General features: G+C 73.9%; 23 protein-coding genes. 3 read left to right on the forward strand and 20 right to left on the reverse strand.

The annotated features are described in order from the left end of the window. Window positions 1-116: 116 nt before the first annotated feature. The 6 genes from OH807_RS31385 to OH807_RS31410 form a co-directional block, all read right to left on the reverse strand. Complete coding sequence (locus OH807_RS31385; protein WP_406205671.1) at window positions 117-1,346, reverse strand: MAB_1171c family putative transporter; 1,230 nt, start codon at window positions 1,344-1,346, stop codon at window positions 117-119. After that, window positions 1,339-1,773: a ParH-like protein gene (locus tag OH807_RS31390; protein WP_406205674.1), complete on the reverse strand. Its 435-nt coding sequence runs from the start codon at window positions 1,771-1,773 to the stop codon at window positions 1,339-1,341. The genes OH807_RS31385 and OH807_RS31390 overlap by 8 nt, the downstream gene beginning before the upstream one ends. Window positions 1,774-1,979: 206 nt before the next feature. Further along, a complete protein-coding gene (locus tag OH807_RS31395; protein WP_406205676.1) occupies window positions 1,980-2,399 on the reverse strand; it encodes an XRE family transcriptional regulator in 420 nt (139 codons plus the stop codon). A gap of 385 nt (window positions 2,400-2,784) precedes the next feature. After that, window positions 2,785-3,450, reverse strand: coding sequence for a glyoxalase (locus OH807_RS31400; RefSeq protein WP_406211293.1), 666 nt, complete (start codon window positions 3,448-3,450; stop codon window positions 2,785-2,787). Beyond that, window positions 3,450-3,980, reverse strand: a complete 531-nt coding sequence (locus OH807_RS31405; RefSeq protein WP_406205679.1) for a helix-turn-helix transcriptional regulator — start codon at window positions 3,978-3,980, stop codon at window positions 3,450-3,452. Before OH807_RS31405 ends, OH807_RS31400 begins: the two co-directional genes overlap by 1 nt. A 169-nt stretch (window positions 3,981-4,149) precedes the next feature. Continuing rightward, window positions 4,150-4,560, reverse strand: a complete 411-nt coding sequence (locus tag OH807_RS31410; RefSeq protein WP_406205682.1) for a VOC family protein — start codon at window positions 4,558-4,560, stop codon at window positions 4,150-4,152. A gap of 132 nt (window positions 4,561-4,692) precedes the next feature. Between OH807_RS31410 and OH807_RS31415 the strand changes: the two genes are divergently transcribed. Both OH807_RS31415 and OH807_RS31420 read left to right on the forward strand, forming a co-directional pair. After that, window positions 4,693-5,409 carry a 4'-phosphopantetheinyl transferase family protein gene (locus tag OH807_RS31415; RefSeq protein ID WP_406205685.1) on the forward strand — a complete coding sequence of 239 codons (717 nt, stop codon included), beginning with the start codon at window positions 4,693-4,695 and terminating at the stop codon, window positions 5,407-5,409. 54 nt (window positions 5,410-5,463) lie between these two features. Then, on the forward strand, window positions 5,464-6,111 hold the full coding sequence (locus OH807_RS31420) for a TetR/AcrR family transcriptional regulator (RefSeq protein ID WP_406205688.1): 648 nt from the start codon (window positions 5,464-5,466) through the stop codon (window positions 6,109-6,111). Between the two features lie 62 nt (window positions 6,112-6,173). Here the strand turns inward: OH807_RS31420 and OH807_RS31425 are convergent, their stop codons facing one another. From OH807_RS31425 to OH807_RS31435, 3 genes are read right to left on the reverse strand one after another with little or no spacing between them, the layout of a single operon-like run. Further along, entirely contained in the window at window positions 6,174-7,628 is a 1,455-nt protein-coding gene (locus tag OH807_RS31425) for a lyase family protein (protein ID WP_406205690.1), read from the reverse strand. Further along, a complete protein-coding gene (locus OH807_RS31430; RefSeq protein WP_406205693.1) occupies window positions 7,625-9,562 on the reverse strand; it encodes an FAD/NAD(P)-binding protein in 1,938 nt (645 codons plus the stop codon). Before OH807_RS31430 ends, OH807_RS31425 begins: the two co-directional genes overlap by 4 nt. A gap of 44 nt (window positions 9,563-9,606) precedes the next feature. After that, complete coding sequence (locus tag OH807_RS31435) at window positions 9,607-10,080, reverse strand: acyl-CoA thioesterase (protein ID WP_406205696.1); 474 nt, start codon at window positions 10,078-10,080, stop codon at window positions 9,607-9,609. 133 nt (window positions 10,081-10,213) lie between these two features. On the opposite strand from OH807_RS31435, the gene OH807_RS31440 reads away from it, so the two are divergent. Beyond that, on the forward strand, window positions 10,214-11,107 hold the full coding sequence (locus OH807_RS31440; RefSeq protein ID WP_406205699.1) for an alpha/beta hydrolase: 894 nt from the start codon (window positions 10,214-10,216) through the stop codon (window positions 11,105-11,107). 70 nt (window positions 11,108-11,177) lie between these two features. Here the strand turns inward: OH807_RS31440 and OH807_RS31445 are convergent, their stop codons facing one another. From OH807_RS31445 to OH807_RS31495, 11 genes are all read right to left on the reverse strand, one after another. Beyond that, a complete protein-coding gene (locus OH807_RS31445; RefSeq protein ID WP_406205702.1) occupies window positions 11,178-12,101 on the reverse strand; it encodes a prephenate dehydrogenase in 924 nt (307 codons plus the stop codon). 71 nt (window positions 12,102-12,172) lie between these two features. After that, on the reverse strand, window positions 12,173-13,087 hold the full coding sequence (locus OH807_RS31450) for a phytanoyl-CoA dioxygenase family protein (RefSeq protein WP_406205705.1): 915 nt from the start codon (window positions 13,085-13,087) through the stop codon (window positions 12,173-12,175). A 44-nt stretch (window positions 13,088-13,131) separates the two neighbouring features. Beyond that, window positions 13,132-14,196, reverse strand: a complete 1,065-nt coding sequence (hppD, locus tag OH807_RS31455) for a 4-hydroxyphenylpyruvate dioxygenase (RefSeq protein ID WP_406205708.1) — start codon at window positions 14,194-14,196, stop codon at window positions 13,132-13,134. A 16-nt stretch (window positions 14,197-14,212) separates the two neighbouring features. Beyond that, window positions 14,213-14,782, reverse strand: coding sequence for a hypothetical protein (locus OH807_RS31460; RefSeq protein ID WP_406205711.1), 570 nt, complete (start codon window positions 14,780-14,782; stop codon window positions 14,213-14,215). Continuing rightward, window positions 14,775-16,058 carry a beta-ketoacyl-[acyl-carrier-protein] synthase family protein gene (locus OH807_RS31465; RefSeq protein ID WP_406205714.1) on the reverse strand — a complete coding sequence of 428 codons (1,284 nt, stop codon included), beginning with the start codon at window positions 16,056-16,058 and terminating at the stop codon, window positions 14,775-14,777. Before OH807_RS31465 ends, OH807_RS31460 begins: the two co-directional genes overlap by 8 nt. Further along, complete coding sequence (locus tag OH807_RS31470; RefSeq protein WP_406205717.1) at window positions 16,055-17,698, reverse strand: class I adenylate-forming enzyme family protein; 1,644 nt, start codon at window positions 17,696-17,698, stop codon at window positions 16,055-16,057. Before OH807_RS31470 ends, OH807_RS31465 begins: the two co-directional genes overlap by 4 nt. A 26-nt stretch (window positions 17,699-17,724) precedes the next feature. Beyond that, window positions 17,725-18,249: a hypothetical protein gene (locus OH807_RS31475; protein WP_406205719.1), complete on the reverse strand. Its 525-nt coding sequence runs from the start codon at window positions 18,247-18,249 to the stop codon at window positions 17,725-17,727. After that, window positions 18,246-19,394, reverse strand: coding sequence for a beta-ketoacyl synthase N-terminal-like domain-containing protein (locus tag OH807_RS31480; RefSeq protein ID WP_406205722.1), 1,149 nt, complete (start codon window positions 19,392-19,394; stop codon window positions 18,246-18,248). The genes OH807_RS31475 and OH807_RS31480 overlap by 4 nt, the downstream gene beginning before the upstream one ends. Then, a complete protein-coding gene (locus OH807_RS31485) occupies window positions 19,387-19,632 on the reverse strand; it encodes an acyl carrier protein (RefSeq protein WP_406205725.1) in 246 nt (81 codons plus the stop codon). Before OH807_RS31485 ends, OH807_RS31480 begins: the two co-directional genes overlap by 8 nt. Continuing rightward, window positions 19,629-19,886 (reverse strand): acyl carrier protein, encoded by a 258-nt coding sequence (locus tag OH807_RS31490; RefSeq protein ID WP_406205728.1) that lies wholly within the window; start codon window positions 19,884-19,886, stop codon window positions 19,629-19,631. Before OH807_RS31490 ends, OH807_RS31485 begins: the two co-directional genes overlap by 4 nt. Window positions 19,887-19,954: 68 nt before the next feature. Further along, window positions 19,955-21,313 (reverse strand): class I adenylate-forming enzyme family protein, encoded by a 1,359-nt coding sequence (locus OH807_RS31495; RefSeq protein ID WP_406205731.1) that lies wholly within the window; start codon window positions 21,311-21,313, stop codon window positions 19,955-19,957. Window positions 21,314-21,320: the final 7 nt, after the last annotated feature.

Below are 21,320 nucleotides of genomic sequence, written 5' to 3' on the forward strand. Positions count from 1 at the left end.
CTGGCCCGTTCCTGAGCCGGGCCGTTTCCTGAGCGGCACCGCCCGTGCTGCCCCGCCCACCGATGTCGCCCCGCCGCCCCGCCGCAGAAGCCGGGCGGCGGGGCGGCTCCATGCCGTCAGTGCCGGAGCGCGGCGCGGCCCAGTTCGTCGCGCACCCGCTCGCGGACGTGCGCCACGGCGGGCGAGGCGGTGTAGGCGGCGGCCACCCGGACCAGCCAGGCCGCCTCCTCGTGGATGCCCGCCGCCACCGGGTGGGGTACGCATCCCTCGCCGGGGTGCCCGGCGAAGCGGTGCCCGGCGCGGGCCGCCTCCAGGGCGGCCGCGATGGCGGCCGCCTCCACCACGGCCGCCAGCTCCTCCGCCCCGGCGGGGCCGACGACCTCCGCCACCCAGTGCCGCACCTCGGGATGCAGATGGGGGCGGAGGGAGAGCTGGCCGTCGCGGATCTCGATGATCCGCCGGTACAGCGCGAACCGGATGTCGCGGCGACGCGGCCCGCCGGTATCGCCGAACAGCCGGGCCTGGGCAGCGAGTTCGATCGCCGGTAGTGCGGTCCGCAGCGCCGACCAGAGCGGTCCGAGCCTGCGGTGATCGTGCCAGGCCCGGACGCGTCCGGCCCAGTCCGCCCAGCCGGACGCGGTCGCACCCGCGAAGCCGAGCGTCACGCAGACGGCGCCCGCCAGCCCGGACACCCTGCTCTCCGCGCCGTTCTCGTGGCCCGTGGCGAGGATGTTCGCCAGGTCGTGCAGGGTGTCCGCGGTCCACAGCAGGCCGGCCAGCGCGCTCAGTGCCATCAGGCGCAGGCCCAGCCGGAGGACTCCGCGCGGCAGGCACCGCGCGCAGCGCCCGATCAGGAAGCCGAAGACCGCCAGGCACCACGCGGTGTGGAGGGCGAACAAGGTGACGTACGCCGCCAGGACCGGTCGGCCCGCGGCGTCGGCCCTGACCTCGGCGCCGTGTCTGACGGGCGAGGCGGCGAGGAAGAGGGCGACGCCGAGCAGGACGGTGACGGCCGTGAGGGCGGTCTGCCGCCGCACCGCGCGTCGCGCCGTCGCAGCCGGCCGGGTGGAGTACGCCATCATGGCCAGCGCGCCGGCGGCCGCGACCTTCAACTGGTCGGCCACCAGGGTGAGGTGGCTCGGGTCGGGGAGCAGGGTGGCCAGCGCCCGGCCGGTGGCGGGGGCACTCACCGCCATCCCCGCGCCGATCAGCGCCCCGCAGGCGTAGCCGTAGTGGAGCGCCGGATCGGACCGGCGTCCCCGGTCCATCAGGATCTTCCCGACCGTGCCCAGCAGCGCGACCGCACCGGCGAAGTAGCCGGCGGCGTTGGCCAGCTGGTCACCCACGGCGGGCCGCGCCGGGCCGCAGCGGCCGGCCGAACACGTTCCGTAACCGGACGACCTGGTCGGCGAGTTGGCCGACGGCGGTGGAGCGCGGCCGGTGCAGCGCGCGTTGTAACGCGAGGGAGGCGACGAGCTCCGCCTCCTGCTCCATCCGCTGCGTGTAGCCGGACCGGCCGAGCACCCGGCGCACCAGGTCCTCCGGCAGCAGCGTCGTCAGCGCGGGCGGCACGGCCGGGCCGGCCCCGGGGCCGCCGGTGTGCCCGCAGAGGAGGTGGCCGATCTCGTGCAGCACGATGTGCTGCTGGTGCAGTGCCGTGGTGTCGGCCGGATAACCGATGTAGTCCGCCCGGTCGGTGGTGATCAGCACGCCGCACGGCGAGTGCTCCGGACCGGAGAGCGGCATCAGTTCGATGGGTCTGCCGCGCCGCACGGAGAGCGCCTCGGTCAGCGCCGGTATGCCGAACGGTTCCGGAATCGGTATCGACTCCGCGACCCCCCGACATCGCTGCCAGATCCCCTGCTCAACCCCACCCGGATACCCCACGATTCGCCCCCTGGCGGTCGACCGGGAGGTGATACTACGGACGCGGCAACGCCGAGGGAATCCGCTTCACCATCTCGGAGCCGCCGCGGCAGCTACCGGCCGCCGGCCTCCCGGCGGGCGATCGCCTCGATCATGTCGCTGATCGTGCCGAGCCCTTCGGGGGAGAGGGTCACCGCGCGCAGCGCCACGTCCCGTACGCCCGCGTTGCGCAGCGCACCGAGCAGCGCCAGCTCCTCGGCGATCCTGGCGCTCTGCCCGTCGTCGAAGAAGTACGTCGGCGGTACCTGGAAGAACTGCGCCAGCGCTTCGAGGTGACGCTTCGTCGGGTTGTCCCGGCGGCCGGTCCGGAGCTGCCAGAGGTACGTCGCCGAGAAGCTCTCGCCGGTCGCCTCCCGACAGGCCCGGGCGACCTCCTCGTGGCTGTACGGCTCACGGTCGGGACGGCGGACCACGTCGAACAGCCGGTCCAGCTTCGCTGCGAGCGTGGACGCAGCGGAGTCCGCATCGGGCACGGCACACCTCTTCCCTCACCCCGTGCGCACGCGTCGTCCGTGCGCGGATCGACCACTCGCGAACCGAGCCCCCAGTCTAGTTGCTCCCCCACCCGGGGTACCGGCCCGGCGAGCCGCCTCCTGCCGGAGCAGGTGTGCGGCCGAACCAGCGGCCCGGGTGCGAGGGGAGATCGTGGGCGACTCGGCCATGGGCGGCTCGACGTGGGCCCGGAACTTCATGAGCCTTCTCATGTCGTTCGGCCGACCGGCCTGCGCCGGCGGGCTTGATGATCGTGGCGCCGGCCTTCGCGGCCTCTGCCATGATCTCCTCGACCCGCGCCTCGCTGCGGACGACGTAGGTCAGGACCGGCCCGCTGAAGCCGCTGCCTTCCGGGTCCGCCGGGCGTCAGGACGGCGTGGGGGCGGGCGACGCGGCGGCCTCCCAGACGAAGCCGTCCTGGTCGGTGAAGGCGTCGGCGGTGCCGCCGAGGACGATGCGGTGCGAGCCCGTGCCGTCGACGGGGACGCCGAGGTCCTTGGCCAGTGCGCGGCGCTTGTACAGCGCCAGCTTGACGGGGCTGGACTGCCCGGCGGCGAACTCGGTGTACTTGCCGCCGAAGCTCTTGGCCACGGTCAGGCCCCGGTCGGTGTAGACCTGCTTGGTGGCCTTCACGTCCTCGACGCCGAGCAGCAGGACGACCTCGCCGATCTCGCGGGTGGCGGGGCCGGTGTCCTTCTTCGCGGAGGTGGCGATCTTCCAGATCGTGCCGTCCGGGGCCCGGACGACGCCGCTGTAGCCCCACAGCGACTTCGCGGCGGGCTTCAGGACGGTGGCTCCGGCGTCCACGGCGGCACCGACGAAGCTGTCGACGGTGGCCGGCCCGGCCACCGTGAGTGCCAGGGTGAAGCCGCGGAATCCGGTGGACTGCGTCCCGGACGCCCGCAGGTGGATGTGCGTGTCCACGCCGAAGGCGGTGTAGAAGCGGCGGGCGGCCTCGATGTCGGCCACCTCAAGGGTGACGGAGGAGAGGGACGTGGGGGCTGCGGTGGAAGCGGTGGTTGCCATGACCATCACGCTAGGGGCTGTACGGCGGCCGGGGCTTCTCGATTCCTGACCGGTCCGGAGACCTGCTTCGCCACGCATGCGGGCATCCCCGCCGGCGTGATCGCCGGCCCCGCGTCGCGGGCCGCACCCGCAGGATCGGCACGGCCGTCCGCCGCCTCGGCCGTATCCGTCACCCGGCGCCGGAAGGCCCCGGGCGGCATGCCGACCAGCTCGGTGAAGCGGGTGGTGAACGTGCCCAGTGACGCGCAGCCGACCGCGAAGCAGACCTCGGTGACAGTGACGTCGCCCCGCCGCAGCAGCGCCGCCGCCCGCTCGATGCGACGCGTCATCAGGTACGCGTACGGCGACTCGCCGTAGGCCGCCCGGAACTGCCGACTCAGGTGCCCGGCAGGCATGTTCACCTCCCTGGCGAGCGCTTCGACGTTCAGCGGCTGCGGGTACTCCCGGTCGATCCGGTCGCGGACGCGGCGCAGTCGCGCGAGATCGGCCAGGTGCTGCGCCTGGATACGGGCACGCCGCCATTCCGGGTTGCACATGGGAACCCCCTCGGTCTTTCGTCTTCGATGTCCGTCGACGTCTTCGAGCGCCCAACCGCGTCCGGGGGCGGGCACCCCCGGACGCGCGGCGCCACGGACCGGCCGGCGGGCAGCTCCCGCACAGGAGGCCGCCTGCCGGCCCGCAGCGCTGCATCGACCCCCCGACGGCTCAGCGCAGCTCCTGGATGCGGATCAGGTTCCCCGCGGGGTCGCGGAACGCGCAGTCGCGGACGCCGTACGGCTGCTCCGTCGGCTCCTGGACGACCTCGGTGTCACCGGCCTGCACCTTCTCGAACACGGCGTCGAGGTCCGGGGTGGCCAGCAGGATCCAGCCGTACGTGCCCTTGGCCATCATCTCGGTGATCGTGCGCCGCTCGTTCTCGGTGATGCCGGGATCGGAGGCGGGCGGCGCCAGGAGGATCGACGTGCCCGGCTGACCGGCCGGGCCGACCGTGATCCAGCGCATCCTGCCCTGCCCGACATCGCTGCGCACCTCGAAGCCGAGGACGTCGCGGTAGAAGGCGAGCGAGGCGTCCGGGTCGTCGTGCGGCAGGGCGGTCGTGTGAATGGTGAGGTCCATGGCGAGCAGGGTAGGGGCAACGCGTGAGCCGTGCTTCTCGATTCCTGATCGAGCCGGGCAGGTCGGGCGGCACCCCCTCCTTTCGGTGTCACGGACCTACCCGGAGTCCGGTGGGTGGACGATAATTCCGGTGTGACGCAGGCAGAGGTGGCGGTGTACGTCCGCCGGACGGGGCCCGATGCGCGGGGCGGTGCGCGGCGGTTGCTGGTGGCGGCCGCCGCCGAGCTGGCGGGGGTGGCGGAGGCGGAGATCCGGGTCGAGTACGAGCCGGGGGGCCGGCCGTTCCTGGCCGGGGCGGGGCGGGGGCTGTCGGTGAGCGTCAGCCACGGGCAGGGCCTGGCGGCGGTGGCGCTGACCCGGGCGGGCCGGGTCGGGGTCGACCTGGAGGTGCTGCGGCCGGTGCGGGCCGAGCGGCTCGCGGAGCGGTGGTTCAGTGCCGCCGAGACCGCGTGGGTGTCCGCCCGGCCCCCGGAGGAGCAGCAGGAGGCGTTCTTCTGGCTGTGGACCCGGAAGGAGGCGGTGGGCAAGGCGCTGGGGATCGGACTGCGCGAGAGCGGCACCCGGCGGCCGGTCGGCCTGCCGGTGGACGGCTGCTCCGGCCCGGGCGACCGGATGGTCGCGGTGCGGGGCGGCGACGGGGCGGTCCAGGGGTGCTTCGCGATGCCGGGCCTGCCGTACGAGAATCCCCGGGTGCTGCTCGCGGTCGCCGGGGTGGGCGGGGAACTGGAGGGGGCGGGGGTCGTTCTGCGGATCGCGGAGGAAGTCCGGGAACACCGCGCCGCCGCTGTGCGCCCCCTCCGGGAAGACACGGCCGCGGTGGGCCGACCGGTACTATCGGGTAGCGATTAGGGACCGATCTCCTTGGGCCCCAGATCCCTGATGGTAGAGAAACGGTGGTGACGAGTGGACGATTCGGTGACGGACGGCCGGGTACTGAAAGGCAATGGGACCCGTCAGCTGATCCTTGCCCGAACCGTCCAGATCGCGTCGGTGGAAGGCTTGAACGGCCTTTCGCTGGGACGGCTCGCGACCGAACTCTCGATCAGCAAGAGCGGGGTGTTCGCGCTCTTCGGTTCCAAGGAGGAACTGCAGCTGGAGACGGTGCGGGCGGCCCGCGGGATCTTCGTCCGGGAGGTGGTCGAGCCCGTCCGGTCGGAGCCCGACGGACTGGCCAAGGTCGTCCGGCTCTGCGACAGCTGGCTCGATTATTCGCGTCGGCGGGTATTCTCCGGCGGCTGTTTCTTCTTTGCCGCGTCCGCCGAGTTCGACGCGCGGCCGGGGCGGGTCAGGGACGAACTCGCCAAGGCGGCCGCGGCCTGGGAACAGGGGATGGCGGATCTGCTGGAAGCCGCACGGGTACGTGGTGAGCTCCGGGAGTATGCCGATCCCGAGCAGATTGCTTTCGAGCTCATCAGTTTCATGGAAGCGGCGAATGCCAATTCCGTTCTGCACGACGACGAAGCCCCCTATGCCCGGGCGGCGACGGCTGTGCGCGGCCGGCTGAGGGCCGCCGCGGAGGGCGTGGCCGTCCCGGGCCCGCTCCTGCGCTAGGGAGCGGGCCCGGGACGGCACCGAACCACCCCCGCTGCGGGGCGGGGGCCGGGTGCGCCGCGTCAGCCGCGGACGGCCCGGTGGTGCTCCAGGGCGCGGTCGACCAGGGCGGCGGACTCGCCCAGGTAGTCGAGCGGGTCGAGCAGACGGGTGAGCGGCAGGCCGGCGGGCAGGCGGTCGGCCAGACCGGGCTCCTCCAGGAGCAGGGCGTCGAGCGGGCGCTGCTCGGCCGCGGCCCGGGCGGAGAGCCGGCTGAGCAGTTGCTTGGCGGCGGTCCGGCCGAGTGCGTCGGCCAGGACGGCGGCGAGCCGTTCGGCGACCAGCGCGGCGCCGGTCATGCCCAGGTTGGCGCGCATCCGGTCGGCGTCGACCTCCAGGCCGGTGAGCAGTTCGGCGGCGGTGTGTGCGGCGCCGCCGGTCAGCCGCAGGCACTCCCGCAGCGGTTGCCACTCGGCGTGCCAGGCGCCGGCGGGCCGCTCCTCCTCGGCGATCAGGCTCTGCTGGAGGACCAGCGCGTACGCCGGGACCTGCCGGGCGGCGGACAGGATCAGCGTGGAGAGCACCGGGTTGCGCTTCTGCGGCATCGCGGAGGAGGCGCCCCGGCCGGCGGCGGCGGGCTCGGCGGCCTCGGCGACCTCGGTCCGGGCGAGCAGCTGCACGTCGGCGGCGATCTTGCCGAGGCTGCCGGCGACGGTGGCGAGGGCCGAGCCCAGTTCGGCGACGGGGGTGCGGACCACGTGCCAGGGCAGTACCGGTTCGGCCAGGCCGAGTTCAGCGGCGAACGGACCGATCAGGTCGGTGCCCCGGCCGGCGCCGGCGGCGGTGGCGAACTCGTGGTAGCCGGCCAACGTGCCTGCCGCGCCGCCGAGTTCGGCGGGCAGTCCGGCCAGCTGGGCACGGATGCGGACCAGGCCGGTGAGGGCCAGCTGGAGCCAGCCGGCGGCGCGCAGGCCGAAGGTGACCGGGACGGCGTGCTGGGCGAGGGTCCGGCCGGCCATCGGGGTGGTGCGGTGCCGGGCCGCGAGCGCGGCGAGCGCGTCGCAGATCCGCTCCAGGTCGCCGGCGAGCAGGGTGAGGGCGTGCCGGGCGACCAGCATGGCGGCGGAGTCGAGGATGTCCTGGCTGGTCGAGCCGTAGTGCACGTACCGGGCGGCCTCCGGACTGTCGGCGGCGACCACGGCGGTGAAGTCCTGGACGAAGGCGACGACCGGGTTGGCCGCCTCCCGGGAGCGGCGGGCCAGCCCGACCAGGTCCAGCCGGTCGGCGCGGGCGGCCGCCGCGATCGGGGCGAGCGCCCACTCCGGGACGACGCCGAGCGAGGCCTGGGCGCGGGCCAGGGCGACCTCGGCGTCGAGCATCGCCTGCAGCCAGGCCTCGTCGCCGGTCGCGGCCTCCACCGGGGTGCCCGCCCAGACCGGGGAGAGCAGGCCGGAGTCGGTGCCGGCCGGGTGCCGCGCGGCCGCCGGAAGAGGGGCGGCCGCCGGCAGGGGAGCGGCACCGGGGAGCGACGTGGTCATCGGACACCTCCGGAGTGCGTCGCCAGCTCCCCGGCGCGGGTGGCGCGGCCGGGCAGGACGGCGTGGGCGATGGCGTCCGCGTCGGACAGGATCACCGAGTTGACGCCCGGCCGGACGCCGGCCGCCGTCACCCAGTGCACCGCCTCGGTGGGCACGCCGAAGGCGTACCGGCTCGGGTGCGGGCGGCCCTGAGCGTCCACCAGGCGGTACGGGGCGCGGGTGACGGCGAGGCCGCCGGTCTGCAGGTCGCTCTCGCCCGGAGTGGGGATCGCGTAGGCGCGGCACTGGCCGGTGGCGAGCAGGTGGCCGATCAGCGGGTCGGTGGTGCGGCGGATGTCGCTCTCGGGCAGCCGGGCCTCGATCAGGGCGTCCACCCGCACCTCGGAGGAGGGGACGACGCGTGAGGTGAGCAGGAAGCCGCCGGAGGTCTCGGCGACGGTCAGCCCGGGCCCGACCAGGTTCAGCACGCCGGCCTCGACGAGTGCGGCGGTCTCCTCGATCCGGCGCCGCGGCGGGCCGATGGAGAGGAAGGCGTTGAGCGGGGTGTACCAGCCGTTCAGCTCGTCCTGGTAGGAGCGGCCGGTGATGCCGCCGTGGTCCACCAGGATCCGCAGTTCGTTGCGCAGGTCGCGGAGCACGTCGAGGGCGGCCTTCAGCGGGCCCAGGGCGTTGCCCCGGGCGGCCTCCCGGACGTCCGCTTCCAGGTGCTTCAGCAGCCAGCCCCGGAAGTCCGCCGGGCCGGTGAACGGGCGGTCGCCCCAGGGGCGTTCGATCAGCGCCCAGTCCCAGCGGTCGGCGTCGGCGATCCGGTGCCGGGCGAGCAGCAGGTCGAGCGGGCCGTGGCCGGCGGGGGAGCCGGCGGTGATGTCCGCGGCCAGGGCGGCGAAGTCCTGGAGGAAGGCCTGCCCGGCGCGGTGGCCGTGCCGGGAGGCGATCAGTGCGCCGTAGTAGACGGCCTGCACCTCCAGGTCGACCAGCGGCCACAGGTCGGCCGTGAACTCCAGGCCCCCGTGGACGCGGTGGCGTTCCAGCAGGCCGGCGATCACCCGGGGGGTGAGCAGCAGCGGGGTGTGCCGGCCGCTGACGCCCTTCTGGTTGTCGCCGCGCGCGTGGAACGGCAGGCCGCGCCGGGAGCCGGCGTACAGCATCGGTTCGGCGCCGGAGGGCCGGTAGACCAGGCGGCCGCGGACGTGCTCGAAGGAGCCGCCCCGGCCGGTGGTCAGCAGGCCCAGGTAGTCGAAGAAGTTCAGGCCCAGGCCGCGCAGGCCGACCCGGCGGCCGGGCAGGACGGCGGAGAGGTCGGCGTCGGCGGGGTTGGCCGGCGGCAGGTAGGTCAGGCCCTCGCGTGCGGCGTGCGCGCCGAGGCGCTGCTCGGCGGTGCCGAGCGGCATCGGCAGGTGGCCCTGGGCCAGCACCACCGCGTCCAGTCCGGTCAGCTCCCGGCCGTCGTCCAGGCGCAGCGACTGGCCGCCGTCGGGCCCGTCGTCGAGGGTGACGGCGGTGGCGCGGTGCTGGACGATGCTCACCCAGGCCGGCGCGGTGAGCACCAGGTGCTGGAACACCCAGCCCAGGTAGTGCCCGTAGAACGCCCTGGTCGGGTAGGTGTCGCCGGTCAGCTGGGAGGCCTCGACCCGGACCCAGGACGGGTGGGCAGCCTGCGGGCCCCCGAGGACCTCGGTCTTCGCCCACTCGTAGAGGCTGGGGCCGGGGACGATCGGGCCGCGGATCTCGACGCTGGCGTCGGTGAACACCGTCACCTGGGAGGCCACCGTGTTCATCAGCAGCTGGGTGGGCTGCCGGGTGCGCCAGACCGCGCCGCCGGGCCCCTGCGGGTCCACCAGGTGGACCGTCAGGGGCAGGTCGGGCGCGCCGGAGGCGGCCGCGTTGCTGCAGATCCGTTCCAGGACGGCCAGACCCCGGGGTCCAGCGCCCACGATGCCGATGTTGTGCCCCGAACCCCGCATTGCCTCTCCTGTGCTCAGAATGAACGTTCGATACGCAGCCCGTTCAGGTGCGCCTCGCGCCAGCCGGTGCTCCACTCCCTCGGACGGAAGTCGACCGGGTCGATCCTGACCACCGTCCGCGCACCGGTGGCGTGCACTTCGTCCGCGCTGCCGAGGCAGGCGAATCCGTAGCGCATGCTGGTGCGGCCCAGGTGGTCGAGCCAGAGCTCCACCCGCAGGGGGCCTTCCTCACGGAACGGGAGCTCGAAGTCGATCTCGAAGCGGCGGACCGCGTGGAAGCGGTCGGAGCCGCCGAGCTCACCGGGCGGTGTGTCGAGCCCGTGCAGCCGGTAGAACGCCGAGACGGCGCGCTCGACGTGGATCTGGTACCTCGCGTTGTGCAGGATGCCCATCGGGTCGAGCTCGTCGAAGTGGACCCGGTCGGCGGTGCGGAACGGCTCGACGGTGTCGGCCGGCCGGGGGAGGACGCGCGCGGGGGACTCTGTCATGGCGAAAAGCTAGCACGATCGTTCGCTCTCTTTTATTCTCGGGTCGAAGGCGCATTCGGCGGTCACCACGGTGGGCCTGTGCCAGGATGAGTCCGAAAAAATGTCCGAACGGTCGTGCGTGGAGGTTGTTCTCATGGACCTGGCTGTTGCCCTGACCCGTACTGCTCTGAACGCGGGGTCGCTGGTGGCTCCGGGGCTCGCCGGCCGAGCCTCGTTCTTCCTGTTCTGCAACCCGCTCCAGCGCAGCAGGGTCCGCGAGGTCGAGCGGGACGTGCACCGCAAGGCCGTGGTCGAGGAGCTCACCGTCGCCGGCAAGAAGGTCGTCACGTACCGCTGGGGCGACGGCCGCCGGCCCGTGCTGATGCTGCACGGCTGGCAGTCCCGGGCCTCCCGGTACGCCGCGTTCGTGCCGCGGCTGGAAGCGCTCGGGCTGAGCCCGGTCTCCTTCGACGCGCCCGGCCACGGCGACTCCGGCGGCAAGGCCACCACCATCCTGGAGTACCGGGAGATCATCGGCCTCCTCCAGGAGCGGTACGGTGCGTTCCACTCGGTCATCGCGCACTCCTTCGGGGTGGCCTGCGCCTTCCTCGCCCTGCGTGGCGGGGTGAAGGCCGAACGCCTGGTCGCCGTCTCCGGAGTGAGCGACTTCCAGTTCCTGCTCGACGCGTTCTGCGAGCAGCTGAACCTGAACGGGCGGCTGCGGGCCGACCTGAAGCGGCGGATCGAGCAGCAGCTCTTCCCCTCCACCCCCGACCTGTGGGAGCTGTTCGACGCCAAGGTGCACACCGAGCAGATCACCCTCCCGATCCTCCTGATCCACGACGAGGACGACCCGACGGTCGGCATCGACGAGGCGTACCAGCTGCGCGACGCCTACCCGGGCCAGGCCCAGCTGCTGGTCACCCAGCGGCTCGGTCACCGCAAGATCCTCGGCGAGAACGCGGTGCTCGACAATGCGCTCGGCTTCCTGGCGCCGGCGGACGGTGTCCCCGGTGAGCCGGCGGGTGAGGTGTCCAGCCCGGCCTGAACGCCGACCCCGGCCCCGGCACCGACGCTGACGCCGGCCCGGGTGTCCGGCCCGAACGCCGGCCCGGGCGTCAGACCTGGGCCGGTGAGCGCTCCGCCAGCCGGCCCCGGCCCGTGACCCCGGCCGCCAGCAGTGCGCGCAGCTCCTCCTCCCCGCGCCGGCGCAGGTCCGGGTCGAGGTCGCCGAGCCAGTCCAGCGCCGCCACGGCGACCGCGAGGTCGTCCGCCACCTCCCGCAGCACCTCCAGGACCGCGGTCGCGTTGGAGCGCAGGATGTCGCTCCACAGCTCCGGGTCGCCGAGGGCGATCCGGGTGACGTCCCGCAGGCCGCGCCCCGCCAGCCGCAGCTGCTGGTCGTCGGCCTGCGCGAGCCGGCCCGCGATCAGTGCGGAGACCAGGTGCGGGGCGTGCGAGGTGAGCGCCACCGTCCGGTCGTGCAGCTCGGCCGGCATGGTCACCGGACAGGCCCCGCACAGCTCGATCAGCTGCCGCGCCAGCTCGACCACCGTCCCGCCGGTCCGCTCCGACGGGGTCAGCACCCACGGCCGGCCCCGGAACAGCCCGGCGTCGGCCGCCAGCGGCCCCGACTGCTCCCGGCCCGCCATCGGGTGCCCGCCGACGTAGCGGCTCAGATCGCAGTCGGCCGTGCGCATCGCCAGCTCGGCCGGCACCTTGACGCTGCCGACGTCGGTGAAGTGCTCGGCCAGGCCCGCACGCTGGTACTCCACCAGGGCGCCGGCGATCTTCGAGGGCGGCATCGCCAGCACCGCCAGGTCCACCGGCGCCGGCGGGAAGGCCGCCAGGCCCGCGCCCAGCGAGGCGGCGGTCCGGGCGGTGGCCGGGTCGCGGTCCAGCAGGTAGGTGACGACCCCCCGGGCGGACAGTGCCAGGGCCACCGAGGTGCCGATCAGGCCGGTGCCGACCACGGCGGCCGTCCGCAGCCTGACCCCTTCGTCGTGCGCCGCCGCGCCGGGCGGCGGTCCGTGCTCGGTCATCGGATTCCTTGCTGCGCTCGATGGGACCGGGCCCGTGGCGTCAGGTGCCACGGACCCGGGTTCGTCGGCGGTCAGGACCGCCAGATGGTCGGGCAGTACTCCGGGTCGGCGTAGTCCGGGGTGCCGGCCGCGGTGCGGCGCACCAGGACGTCGTGGTTGTAGGAGACGTCCGTGCCGTCCGAGGTGCGGAACGCGCGGTAGCGGTTCTCGCCGTCCTGGAGGTGCAGCGAGATCGCCCGGCGCGGGCGGTCCGCGACGTTGGCGCCGCTGCCGTGGTAGGTGCGGCAGTGGTGGAAGCTGATGTGCCCGCGCGGGATCACCACCGGGACCTTCTTCAGCTCGACGCCGTTGTACTCGGCGTTCTCCGCCAGCATGTCGTCCAGCTCGCCGTGGCTGCGCTCGGCGAAGTGCAGGGAGGTGCGGTCGTTGGCGGCGGTCTCCTTCCAGAGGTGGCTGCCGTCGACCATGGTGATGGTGCCGAGTTCCTCGGTGCAGTCGTGGAACGGGATGAACGCGGTGAGCATGCGCTCCGAGGTCGACGTCGCCCAGTAGTGCCGGTCGAAGTGCCAGGGCACGATGTTGCTGGTCTCCTGCGCCACCGGCGGCTTGTAGATCAGGGTGGACTGGAAGACCCGGATCTCCAGCGCGCCGGCCAGCCGGGCCGCGACGGCGCCGATCAGCGGCTTCTGCAGCACGGAGGCGATCCGCGCGTCCTCGTAGTGGATGTAGTCGTTGTGGCGCTGCACCCCGCCGTTCTCGGGCTGCCAGTAGGCGAGCTTGGGCGGGTGCGTCGGCAGGGTGCGGTCGCGGTGGCCGGCGTAGAACTCCTCGCTGGCGGACTCCAGCAGGGCGGTCTCCTCGTCGGTGAGGAGCTTCTTGCTGAGGAACCAGCCGTGCTGCTCGTAGAACAGCACGTCCTCGTCGGTCGGCAGGAGCGCGACCTCCTCCTCGGTGAGGTGGAAGGCCGGGACGTCGGTGTTGGTCACGGATCGCTCTTTCTCGTCGGGGTGGGTGGGGCGTTCGTCCGGTGTCAGACGTTCGCCTTCTCGCGCTCGACCGCCTCGTACAGGGCCTTGACGTTGCCGCTGCCGAAGGTCCGGGCGCCGTGCCGGTCGATGACCTCGAAGAAGTAGGTCCGGCGGACGTGCATGGACTGGGCGAAGATCTGGAAGACCTGGCCCCAGTGGTCCTGGTCGACCAGGACGTTGGTCTCGCGCAGGTCGGCGGTGCGCAGGTCGGGCTCGCCGAGCCGGTTCTCCAGCTCGTCGTAGTAGCTGCTCGGGGCCTTGAGGAAGCGCACCCCGCGCCCCTCCAGGGTCTGCACCGCCGAGACGATGTCGTCGGTGAGCAGCGCCAGGTGCTGGACGCCGGCCCCGCCGTGGCGGGCCAGGAAGTCGTCGATCTGGCCGGCCCGGCGGCTGGTCACCGGCTCGATGATGGTGAAGGTGACCTTGCCCGACTCGCTCTGCACCACCTTGGAGTCCATCGCCTGGTCACCGACCTCGATGAACTCCTGGAAGATGTTGTCGAAGCCGAAGACGTCGCGGTAGTAGTCGACGGTCGGGCCGAGCTCGCCGGCCGGCACCAGGACGGCCGCGTGGTCGACCACCGAGAAGAGGTGCTCGCCCTCCTCGACGTCCGGCGCGATCAGGTCGATCAGGCCGGGGAGGAACTCCTCCGCGTTGCCGTGCCGTTCGACCAGGCGGTGGGTCACGTCGCCGAAGCCCGCGACCACGGCGGTGCGCACGGTGGCGCCGTTGGCCTCCAGGGTGCGCGGCTCCTCCAGGGCCGGGGCGCCGCGCCCGGTGAGGGTGGTGAAACTCTCCTGGACGTCGTCGACGCCCATCGCGATCACGCCGACGCCGTCGCCGTGGCGGCGGACGTACTCGGTGGCCGGGTGGCGGCTGTCCAACCCGGTGGTGAGCAGCAGGCGGACGCCGCCCTGGCTCAGCAGGAGCGAGCGGGCGCCCTCCAGCCCGGTCTCCGGGCCGCCCTGGCCGGACACCCGGAATCCGAACGCGGTGCACAGGTAGAACGCCGCCTGCTGGGCGTCCCCGACGTAGAACTCGACATGATCGACACCATGGATCTGCACTGGGCCAAACCTTCCGTTAGGAAATGGGTGCCGCGTCGGGCGCCTGCCGGCCCTGGGCGCCGTCCGGATCCCGCCGGAGCACGGCGCGGAAGCGGCACGCGTCGGAACCCGTGCGCTGGCAGGAGACGCAGCTGTCGTCGACGGTTGTGCGCAGCCCCTCGAACCAGCCCGCGCGCAGCTCCAGGCAGGGGCAGTCGTAGCCGTCCAGGGTGCCTGCGGCGCGGAGCATCCGCAGGGCGAAGGACTTGCTCACCAGCGTCTCGAACTCGTCCTCGCCGATGACCTCCTGGGAGACCTCGGACATCGTGCCGGCGCCCATCAGACGCAGGATCGCGTCGACGTGCCCGGCCAGTTCGGCGGCGGTCGGCCCGTCCGGGCCGATCGGGTGGGCGCGGGCGTGCCAGGCGGCCACCCGGCGTCCGACGAAGCGGACCGCCTCGGCGTTGATCTCGTTCGCCGCGTCCTGGCCGAAGCGCTTGAGCACGCCCTGGTACCAGCGGGCGTCGTGCAGCCACCAGAACTGGTAGAGGTCCTTGGCCCGGAGGCCGCCCGGTTCGGCGGCGGCCTCCGTGGTCGGTTCAGTCATCGCGGCCCGCCGTGACCGGGCGCCGGCGGCGGCTGGTGGACGCCGGGCCGAACAGCAGGCTGACGTTGTGGCCGCCGAAAGCGAAGGAGTTCGACATCACCGCCGTCACCTCGGCAGGCCTGGCCGCGCCCCGGACGTGGTCGAGCTCGCACTCGGGGTCCACCTCGTCCAGGTTGGCGGTCGGCGGCAGGACGCCGGCCGAGAGCGCCAGTGCGCTGATCGCCGCCTCCAGGGCGCCGGTGCCGCCGAGGAGGTGCCCGGTCAGGCCCTTGGTGCTGCTGACGGCGGGGGAGTGCGCGCCGAAGACCGCGCGGATCGCGCGCGCCTCGGCGATGTCGCCGACCTTGGTGCCGGTGCCGTGGGCGTTGACGTAGCCGACGTCGGAGGGGGACAGCCCGGAGCGGGCGATCGCCTTGTTCATCGCGCCGGCCGCGCCGCGCCCGTCCGGGCGGGGAGTGGTGGGCTTGAACGCGTCGGTGGTGGCGCCCCAGCCGATCAGGTCCGCGTACCCGACGGCCCGGCGGGCCTCGGCGTGCGCGGCCCGCTCGATCACCAGCACGCCGGCGCCCTCGGCCAGCACGAAGCCGTTGCGCCGGCGGTCGAACGGGCGGCTCGCCGCAGTCGGGTCCTCCCAGTCCTGGGCGAGCGCCCGGGCGTGGGTGAAGGCCAGGGCGCTGGTCGGGTTCAGCGGGGACTCCGAGCCGCCGCAGACCACCACGTCGGCCTCGCCCTCGCGGATCAGCCGGTACGCCTCCGCCACCGCGTGCGCGCTCGCCGTGCAGGCCGTGGCGATGGCCGAACTGAAGCCCTCGATCCCGTACTTGATGGCGATCCGGGCGGCCGCCATGTTCGGCAGCATGCCCGGCAGCAGGAACGGGCTGATCGCCGTCCGGCCGCGCTCGGAGCGGGCCAGGGCCTGGGCCTCGTAGGTCGTCAGGCCGCCGGCACCGCTGCTGACCACCACCGCGACCCGGTCGGGGGCGACGTCGGTGCCGATCGTCAGTCCGGCGTCGGCCAGCGCGTCCCCGGCGGCGGCCAGGGCCATCAGCACGAACCGGTCGACCATCCGGCCCTCGCTCGGCGGCAGCACCTCGGAGGCCGCGATGTCCGGCGCGAGGCCGGCGAAGGCGATGGAGTCCGCCAGGTCGTGCCCCTCGGGCACGGTCATGATGCCGGACTTGCCCAGGCACAGGGCCTCGAACACGGTGTCGGCGCCCCGGCCGACCGGGGAGAACAGGCCGAGGCCGGTCACCACTGCTGCGTCGACGGCGCTCATCGGGCACCTGCCCCGGCAGCGGCGAGCAGCTCACCGTTGAGGTACATCTCGCGCAGCGCGACCTTGCGGACCTTGCCGGTCGGGCCGAGCGGCAGCACCGCCGGGTCGATCACCAGCACGTGCCGGACGAACGCGCGGGTGTGCTCGTCCAGCGCGGCGAGCACCCGTTCGTGGTGGTCGGCGTCCGGGTCGGCGTCGGGGCGCAGCACCAGCAGGACGCCCGCGGCGGGGCCGTCCTCGGCGGCGACGGCGACCACCGTGCACTCCAGCACCTCGGGAAGGGCGGCGAGCACCCGCTCCTCGGAGGCGGCGGTGTACAGCCAGCCCCCGTCCTCCAGCGGGACGGCGTCGACCATCCGGTCGACGTGGTAGTAGTAGCCCTCCTCGTCCCGGTAGACGAGGTCACCGGTGAGGAAGTAGCCGTTGCGCCTGGTCCGGTACGTGGTGGTGGAGTCGTTCCAGTAGCCGAGCGCCACGGTGGGCGCGTCCACGCCGAGCTGGCCGACCTGGCCGGCGGGCAGCGGCTCGCCGTCCGCGTCCAGCACCGCGACGTTGGAGAAGGCGTGCGGCTTGCCGATGCAGCGCCCGTAGCGGTCGCTGTCGACCGAGTGCGTGATGAAGAACTGCGAGTGGCCCATCTCGGTCGACCCGAGGCCGTCCAGGAAGATCGAACCGGGCCGGCGGACCACCTTGCGGTCCACCAGGGCGTCCCGGCTGCCGACCGCCACCAGGCGGCGGATGTGGGCCTCGTGGGCGCAGTCGCCGGTGTTCCACCAGGCGCGGACCGAGGAGAGGTCGCGCTGCTCCAGGTCGTGACCGGCCAGCTCCGACCAGACCGCGGCGAAGCCGAGGATGCTCTCCGGCCGCCAGCGCTCGATCGCGTCGAGCACCTCCGGGCCGTGCGGCTTGGACAGCAGCGCCAGCTCGATGTGGCTGGCCAGCGCCAGGTTGACGGCGATCACGGTGGCGGCGTGCGAGGACGGCAGGGCGCTGAGGATCCGGTCCATGCCCTGCGGCTTGGGCAGCGAGAGCCGGTGCCGGATCGAGGCGAACAGGCTGCGGTGCGAGTGGCCGACCGCCTTGGACAGGCCGGTGGTCCCGGAGGAGTGGGTGATGACCGCGGGGTCCTCGGGGTGGTGGCGGAAGACCGCCGGGGCGTCCGCAGGGTCCCCCTTGCCCAGGTCGGCGACCTCGTGCAGCAGCGCCGCGTCGTAGCCCCCGGCGAGCAGCAGCTCGCGGTGCGGGGCGTCGGTCAGCACCGGGATCCGGTCGAAGCGCACGGTGACGTACCGGGCCGCGATCTCGCCCGGCATGTTGCCGTTGACCAGCGCGGGGATCGCGCCGATCCGGGCCAGTGCGAGGAAGGCCAGCACCTGGTCGGCGGCGTCGGTGACGTACACGGCGACCGGGTCGCGCGGCCGGACGCCGAGCGCGTGCAGGGCGGCGGCCCGGGCGGCGACCCGCTCGCCCAGCTCGCGCAGGCTGAACGGCTGCCAGGCGGGCCGGCCGTCGACCTCGGTGTCGAAGGTGAGGGCCGGGTCGTCCAGGCCCTCACCGCGGTCGAGCAGGGTGGCGAGCACATTGCCGGTGCCGATCCGCGCATCCACGGCTAGCTCGGCACGGTTCCAGGGTCGGTTCAAGGCACTTCCTCTGAGGAGAGCGGGTGTCAGACGTGGACGGGCGCGGCGGGGGCGGCGCCGAGCAGCAGCGCGACGGCCCGGTCGGACTCGCCCGGGGCGCCGGCCTGTTCCACCAGGACGACCAGGACCTCGTCGGCCTCGCCGCCGGCGATCAGCAGCTCGGCGACCTCGGCCGCGTCCCGGCGGGGATCGCCGGCCGGGCTGGTGCACACCACCGGCCCGGTCAGGCCCCAGTGGGCGGTGATGCGCCCGGCGATCGAGTTGGGCACCGACTGGAAGAACAGCAGCGGTGACACTCGCTCGCCCCGGTCCACCAGGTCGGCCACGGCACGGGCGGTCTCACGGTCGCCGCCGGTGCTGACCAGCAGCAGGGCCGTCCGCTCGCCGAGCTCCGCGGGGAGCGGGGCGCCGGTGTACCGCAGGCCCAGGCAGCGGTCGGCCACCTCGGCGACCAGCGCGGGGAACGAGGAGACGATGAACCCCGGGACGGGCGCGGGCGTCGCCCCGTCCAGCTCCGCCTCGGCGAGCAGGTGCAGCGTGGTGGTGATCACGAGGCCACCACCAGGGCGGTGTTGGCGCCGCCGAAGGCCGCGTTGAGGCTCAGCGCCCACCCGGGCGAGGCCGGGGTGGGGGTGTCGACCACGGCCAGCGGGCAGGCCGGGTCGGCCAGGTAGTCGCCGGCGTTGACCGGCAGCCGCCCGGTGCTCGTGGCCAGGACGGTGACGATCAGTTCGAGCAGACCGGCGGCCTCCAGGGTGTGCCCGTGCACGGACTTCGAGGAACTCACCGGGATCCGCTCCGCGGCCGGCCCGAGCGCCCGGTGCAGGGCCGCACTCTCGGCGAGGTCGCTGGCGGGAGTGCCGGTGCCGTGCGCGTTGACGTAGCCGATGCGCTCGGCGTCCACCCCGGCGCGGGCCAGGGCCAGCGTGATCGCCCGCGCCATGCCCTGACCCTCCGGGTGCGGCTGGCTGACGTGGTACGCGTCGCCGGAGCGGCCCCAGCCGGCCAGCCGCGCCAGCGGCTCGACCTGGCGGGCGGCCGCCGAGGGCGCGGACTCCAGCACCACGGCTGCCACCGCGTCGCCCAGCAGCATGCCCTTGCGGCCGGTGCTGAACGGGCGCAGCCGGCCGTCGGCGGCCAGCGCCCGGGCGCTGTCGAAGAGCGTGTAGCGGTCGGGCTCCAGCAGGTAGCCGGCGGCCACCGCGACGCGTTCGGCCCGGCCGGAGGAGATCATCGCGGCCGCGTCCGCGACCGCCGTGCTGGCGGCCACGCACGCGGTGGTGTAGCTGCGCGGGGCCTCGCCCAGCCCGGTCCGGCCGGCGAGCTCGGTGGCGAGCGCGCCCGCCGTGAGCTCGGGCCGGCCGGCGCCGGCGGACCGGGCGGCTGCCCGGTCCGCGGTGGTGGCCAGCAGCAGCGTGGTGCCGGCCCGGTCCGCCGTGCCCAGCCGGGCCTGCTCGCAGGCGCCGGCCAGGACGGCGGCCAGTTCGGTCCGCAGGTCGGGCGTGCCCGGCAGCTGGGCGGCACGGGCCACCCGGCGGGCCGAGACGTCGAACCGGTCGAGCGTGCGGAACCCGTCCGTGCCGGTGAACACGGCGTCCGCGAGCGGGACGGTGCCGCGCCCGAAGGCGGTCAGCACGTCCATCCCGGTCACCAGGACCGGTCGGCCGGGTCGGCCGGCCCGGACGGTCTCAGCCATTCCGGTCGACCTCCAGGACCTCCGCGAGCACCGCGGCGGCGCCGGACACCTCGGACATCCGAGCCAACTGGTCGTCGTCCAGGTCCAGTTCGGTGTCGAAGGCCTGCTCGACCTGGTGGATCAGCCAGGCCAGCTCGATCGAGTCGATCTGGACCGGCTGATCCACCGCGGGGCGCTCTCGGTAGGCCGCGAGCAGGCCGCGCACGGCCTCCTCGTCGATCCGCCGGTTCACGTTCACTTCGCGACTGCCGCCGCGCGCGTGACGATCTCCTGGACCAGGGCGCCGACGTTCATCAGGGCGACCTGCTCGGCCTCGTCCTCGGCGAACTTGACGCCGTAGCGGTCCTCCACCTGGATGGAGACCTCGGCGATGGCCAGGGACTCCAGGTCGAGGCCGTTCGGGCCCAGGTCGGTCTCGGCGGTGACAGCCTCGGTGTCGAAGTTCATGTCCGTCAGCACTCCCTTGATGAACTGGAACACGTCGTCGTACATGGGTTTTCCGTCCTTCGTCGGTCTGGGCCGGAGTCGATCTCCGGCCGGGTGGCGCGGGGAAAGCGGGTTCAGCGGCCGGCGGCGGCGCTGAGCGCGACCGGGTCGCGCAGTGGCTTCCCGGTCGAGGTCCGGGGGAGCTCGGGCAGCACGTGCAGCGCCCGGGGCCGCTTGTAGGCGGCCAGCGCGGTGGCCAGCGCGGCGTCCAGCCCCTGGCGGACCGCCGGGTCGGAGAGCGCCACGTAGGCGGTGATGTCGCGGTCGAAGACGACCACGGCGGAGTCCACCCCGGGCAGTCCGGCGAGGGTCTGCTCGACCTCCAGCAGGTCGACCTTCAGGCCGCCCACCGACACCTGGGAGTCCAGGCGGCCGTGCACGGTCAGCAGGTTGCTGTCGGGGTCGAGCGCGCCGGCGTCCTTGGTGCGCAGCAGGCCGTCGGCCCAGCGGCCGGGCACCGTCGCGCCGAGGTAGGGCGAGGCCGGGGTGGCGACCAGGATCTGGTCGTCGACGATCTCGATGCCCATCCCGGGGGCGGGGGTGAGCCGGGGGCGGTGCGTGCCGGCGACGTCGGTGGCGATGACCCCGGTCTCGGTCATCCCGTACATCGTGCCGAGGGTCGCACCGTACGTCCGGGTGAAGGACTCCCAGAGCGCGTCGGGCACCGCGTCGCCGCCGGTGATCATGCCGCGGAAGTGCGGCAGCGGCGCCGGGTCGCGGACCGAGGCGAGCAACTGTGCCTGGACCGGGGCGCCGAGCACCGTCGTGGGGCGGGCGTCGGCCGCGATCGCGGCCCTGATGCCGTCCAGCGTCATCCGGGCCGGGACGACGATCTCGATGCCCCGGTGCAGGCTGTGCAGGATGCCGCCGACCAGGCCGAGCACGTGGACCAGCGAGGCGAGGACGACCATCCGCGAGCCGGGGCCGGGGAAGTCCGCGATCCGGGTGTAGCGCTCGACCTCCTCCAGCAGGCTCGCGGCGCTGCGGCCGATCACCTTGGACGGGCCGGTGGATCCCGAACTCAGCTGCAGCAGCACGTGATCGGTGCCGGCGGGCCGCCCGGTCCGGGCCGTCACCACCGGCGTGACCTCGTGGAAGCCCCGCAGCGAGCCGCCGGGCGCCCGGTCCGCCTCGACCAGGAACTGCGGCTCCAGTCGTTCCAGCGCCAGGGCCAGCTCGGCCGGCGCCAGCCGGACGTCCAGCAGTACCACCTGGGCATCCAACGCCCATGCGGCCAGCAGGAGTTCGATCCCGGCTGCGGACGGCGGCAGGCGCAGCGCCACTGTGGAGCGCTCTCCGACGCCGGCGGCGGCCAGCTCGCGCCGGCGCTCGTCGATCCGGGTGCGGAACTCCTGGCGATCGACCGTCCGGCCCATGGTCAGGCACGGGTCGCCGTCCCCACCCTCCGGTAACAGCACGTCCACCCAGGACATCGCGGGC

The organism is Kitasatospora sp. NBC_01560, from assembly GCF_045208415.1.
GTDB lineage: Bacteria > Actinomycetota > Actinomycetes > Streptomycetales > Streptomycetaceae > Kitasatospora.

Bases quoted from the DNA above. Each gene is read 5' to 3' on its own strand.
- OH807_RS31465 (WP_406205714.1), bottom strand. From the start codon at position 16,058: ATGAGCGCCGTCGACGCAGCAGTGGTGACCGGCCTCGGCCTGTTCTCC.
- OH807_RS31410 (WP_406205682.1), bottom strand. From the start codon at position 4,560: ATGGACCTCACCATTCACACGACCGCCCTGCCGCACGACGACCCGGAC.
- OH807_RS31440 (WP_406205699.1), top strand. From the start codon at position 10,214: ATGGACCTGGCTGTTGCCCTGACCCGTACTGCTCTGAACGCGGGGTCG.
- OH807_RS31445 (WP_406205702.1), bottom strand. From the start codon at position 12,101: ATGACCGAGCACGGACCGCCGCCCGGCGCGGCGGCGCACGACGAAGGG.
- OH807_RS31425 (WP_406205690.1), bottom strand. From the start codon at position 7,628: ATGACCACGTCGCTCCCCGGTGCCGCTCCCCTGCCGGCGGCCGCCCCT.
- OH807_RS31495 (WP_406205731.1), bottom strand. From the start codon at position 21,313: ATGTCCTGGGTGGACGTGCTGTTACCGGAGGGTGGGGACGGCGACCCG.
- OH807_RS31400 (WP_406211293.1), bottom strand. From the start codon at position 3,450: ATGGTCATGGCAACCACCGCTTCCACCGCAGCCCCCACGTCCCTCTCC.
- OH807_RS31480 (WP_406205722.1), bottom strand. From the start codon at position 19,394: ATGGCTGAGACCGTCCGGGCCGGCCGACCCGGCCGACCGGTCCTGGTG.
- OH807_RS31490 (WP_406205728.1), bottom strand. From the start codon at position 19,886: ATGTACGACGACGTGTTCCAGTTCATCAAGGGAGTGCTGACGGACATG.
- OH807_RS31435 (WP_406205696.1), bottom strand. From the start codon at position 10,080: ATGACAGAGTCCCCCGCGCGCGTCCTCCCCCGGCCGGCCGACACCGTC.
- OH807_RS31460 (WP_406205711.1), bottom strand. From the start codon at position 14,782: ATGACTGAACCGACCACGGAGGCCGCCGCCGAACCGGGCGGCCTCCGG.
- OH807_RS31405 (WP_406205679.1), bottom strand. From the start codon at position 3,980: ATGTGCAACCCGGAATGGCGGCGTGCCCGTATCCAGGCGCAGCACCTG.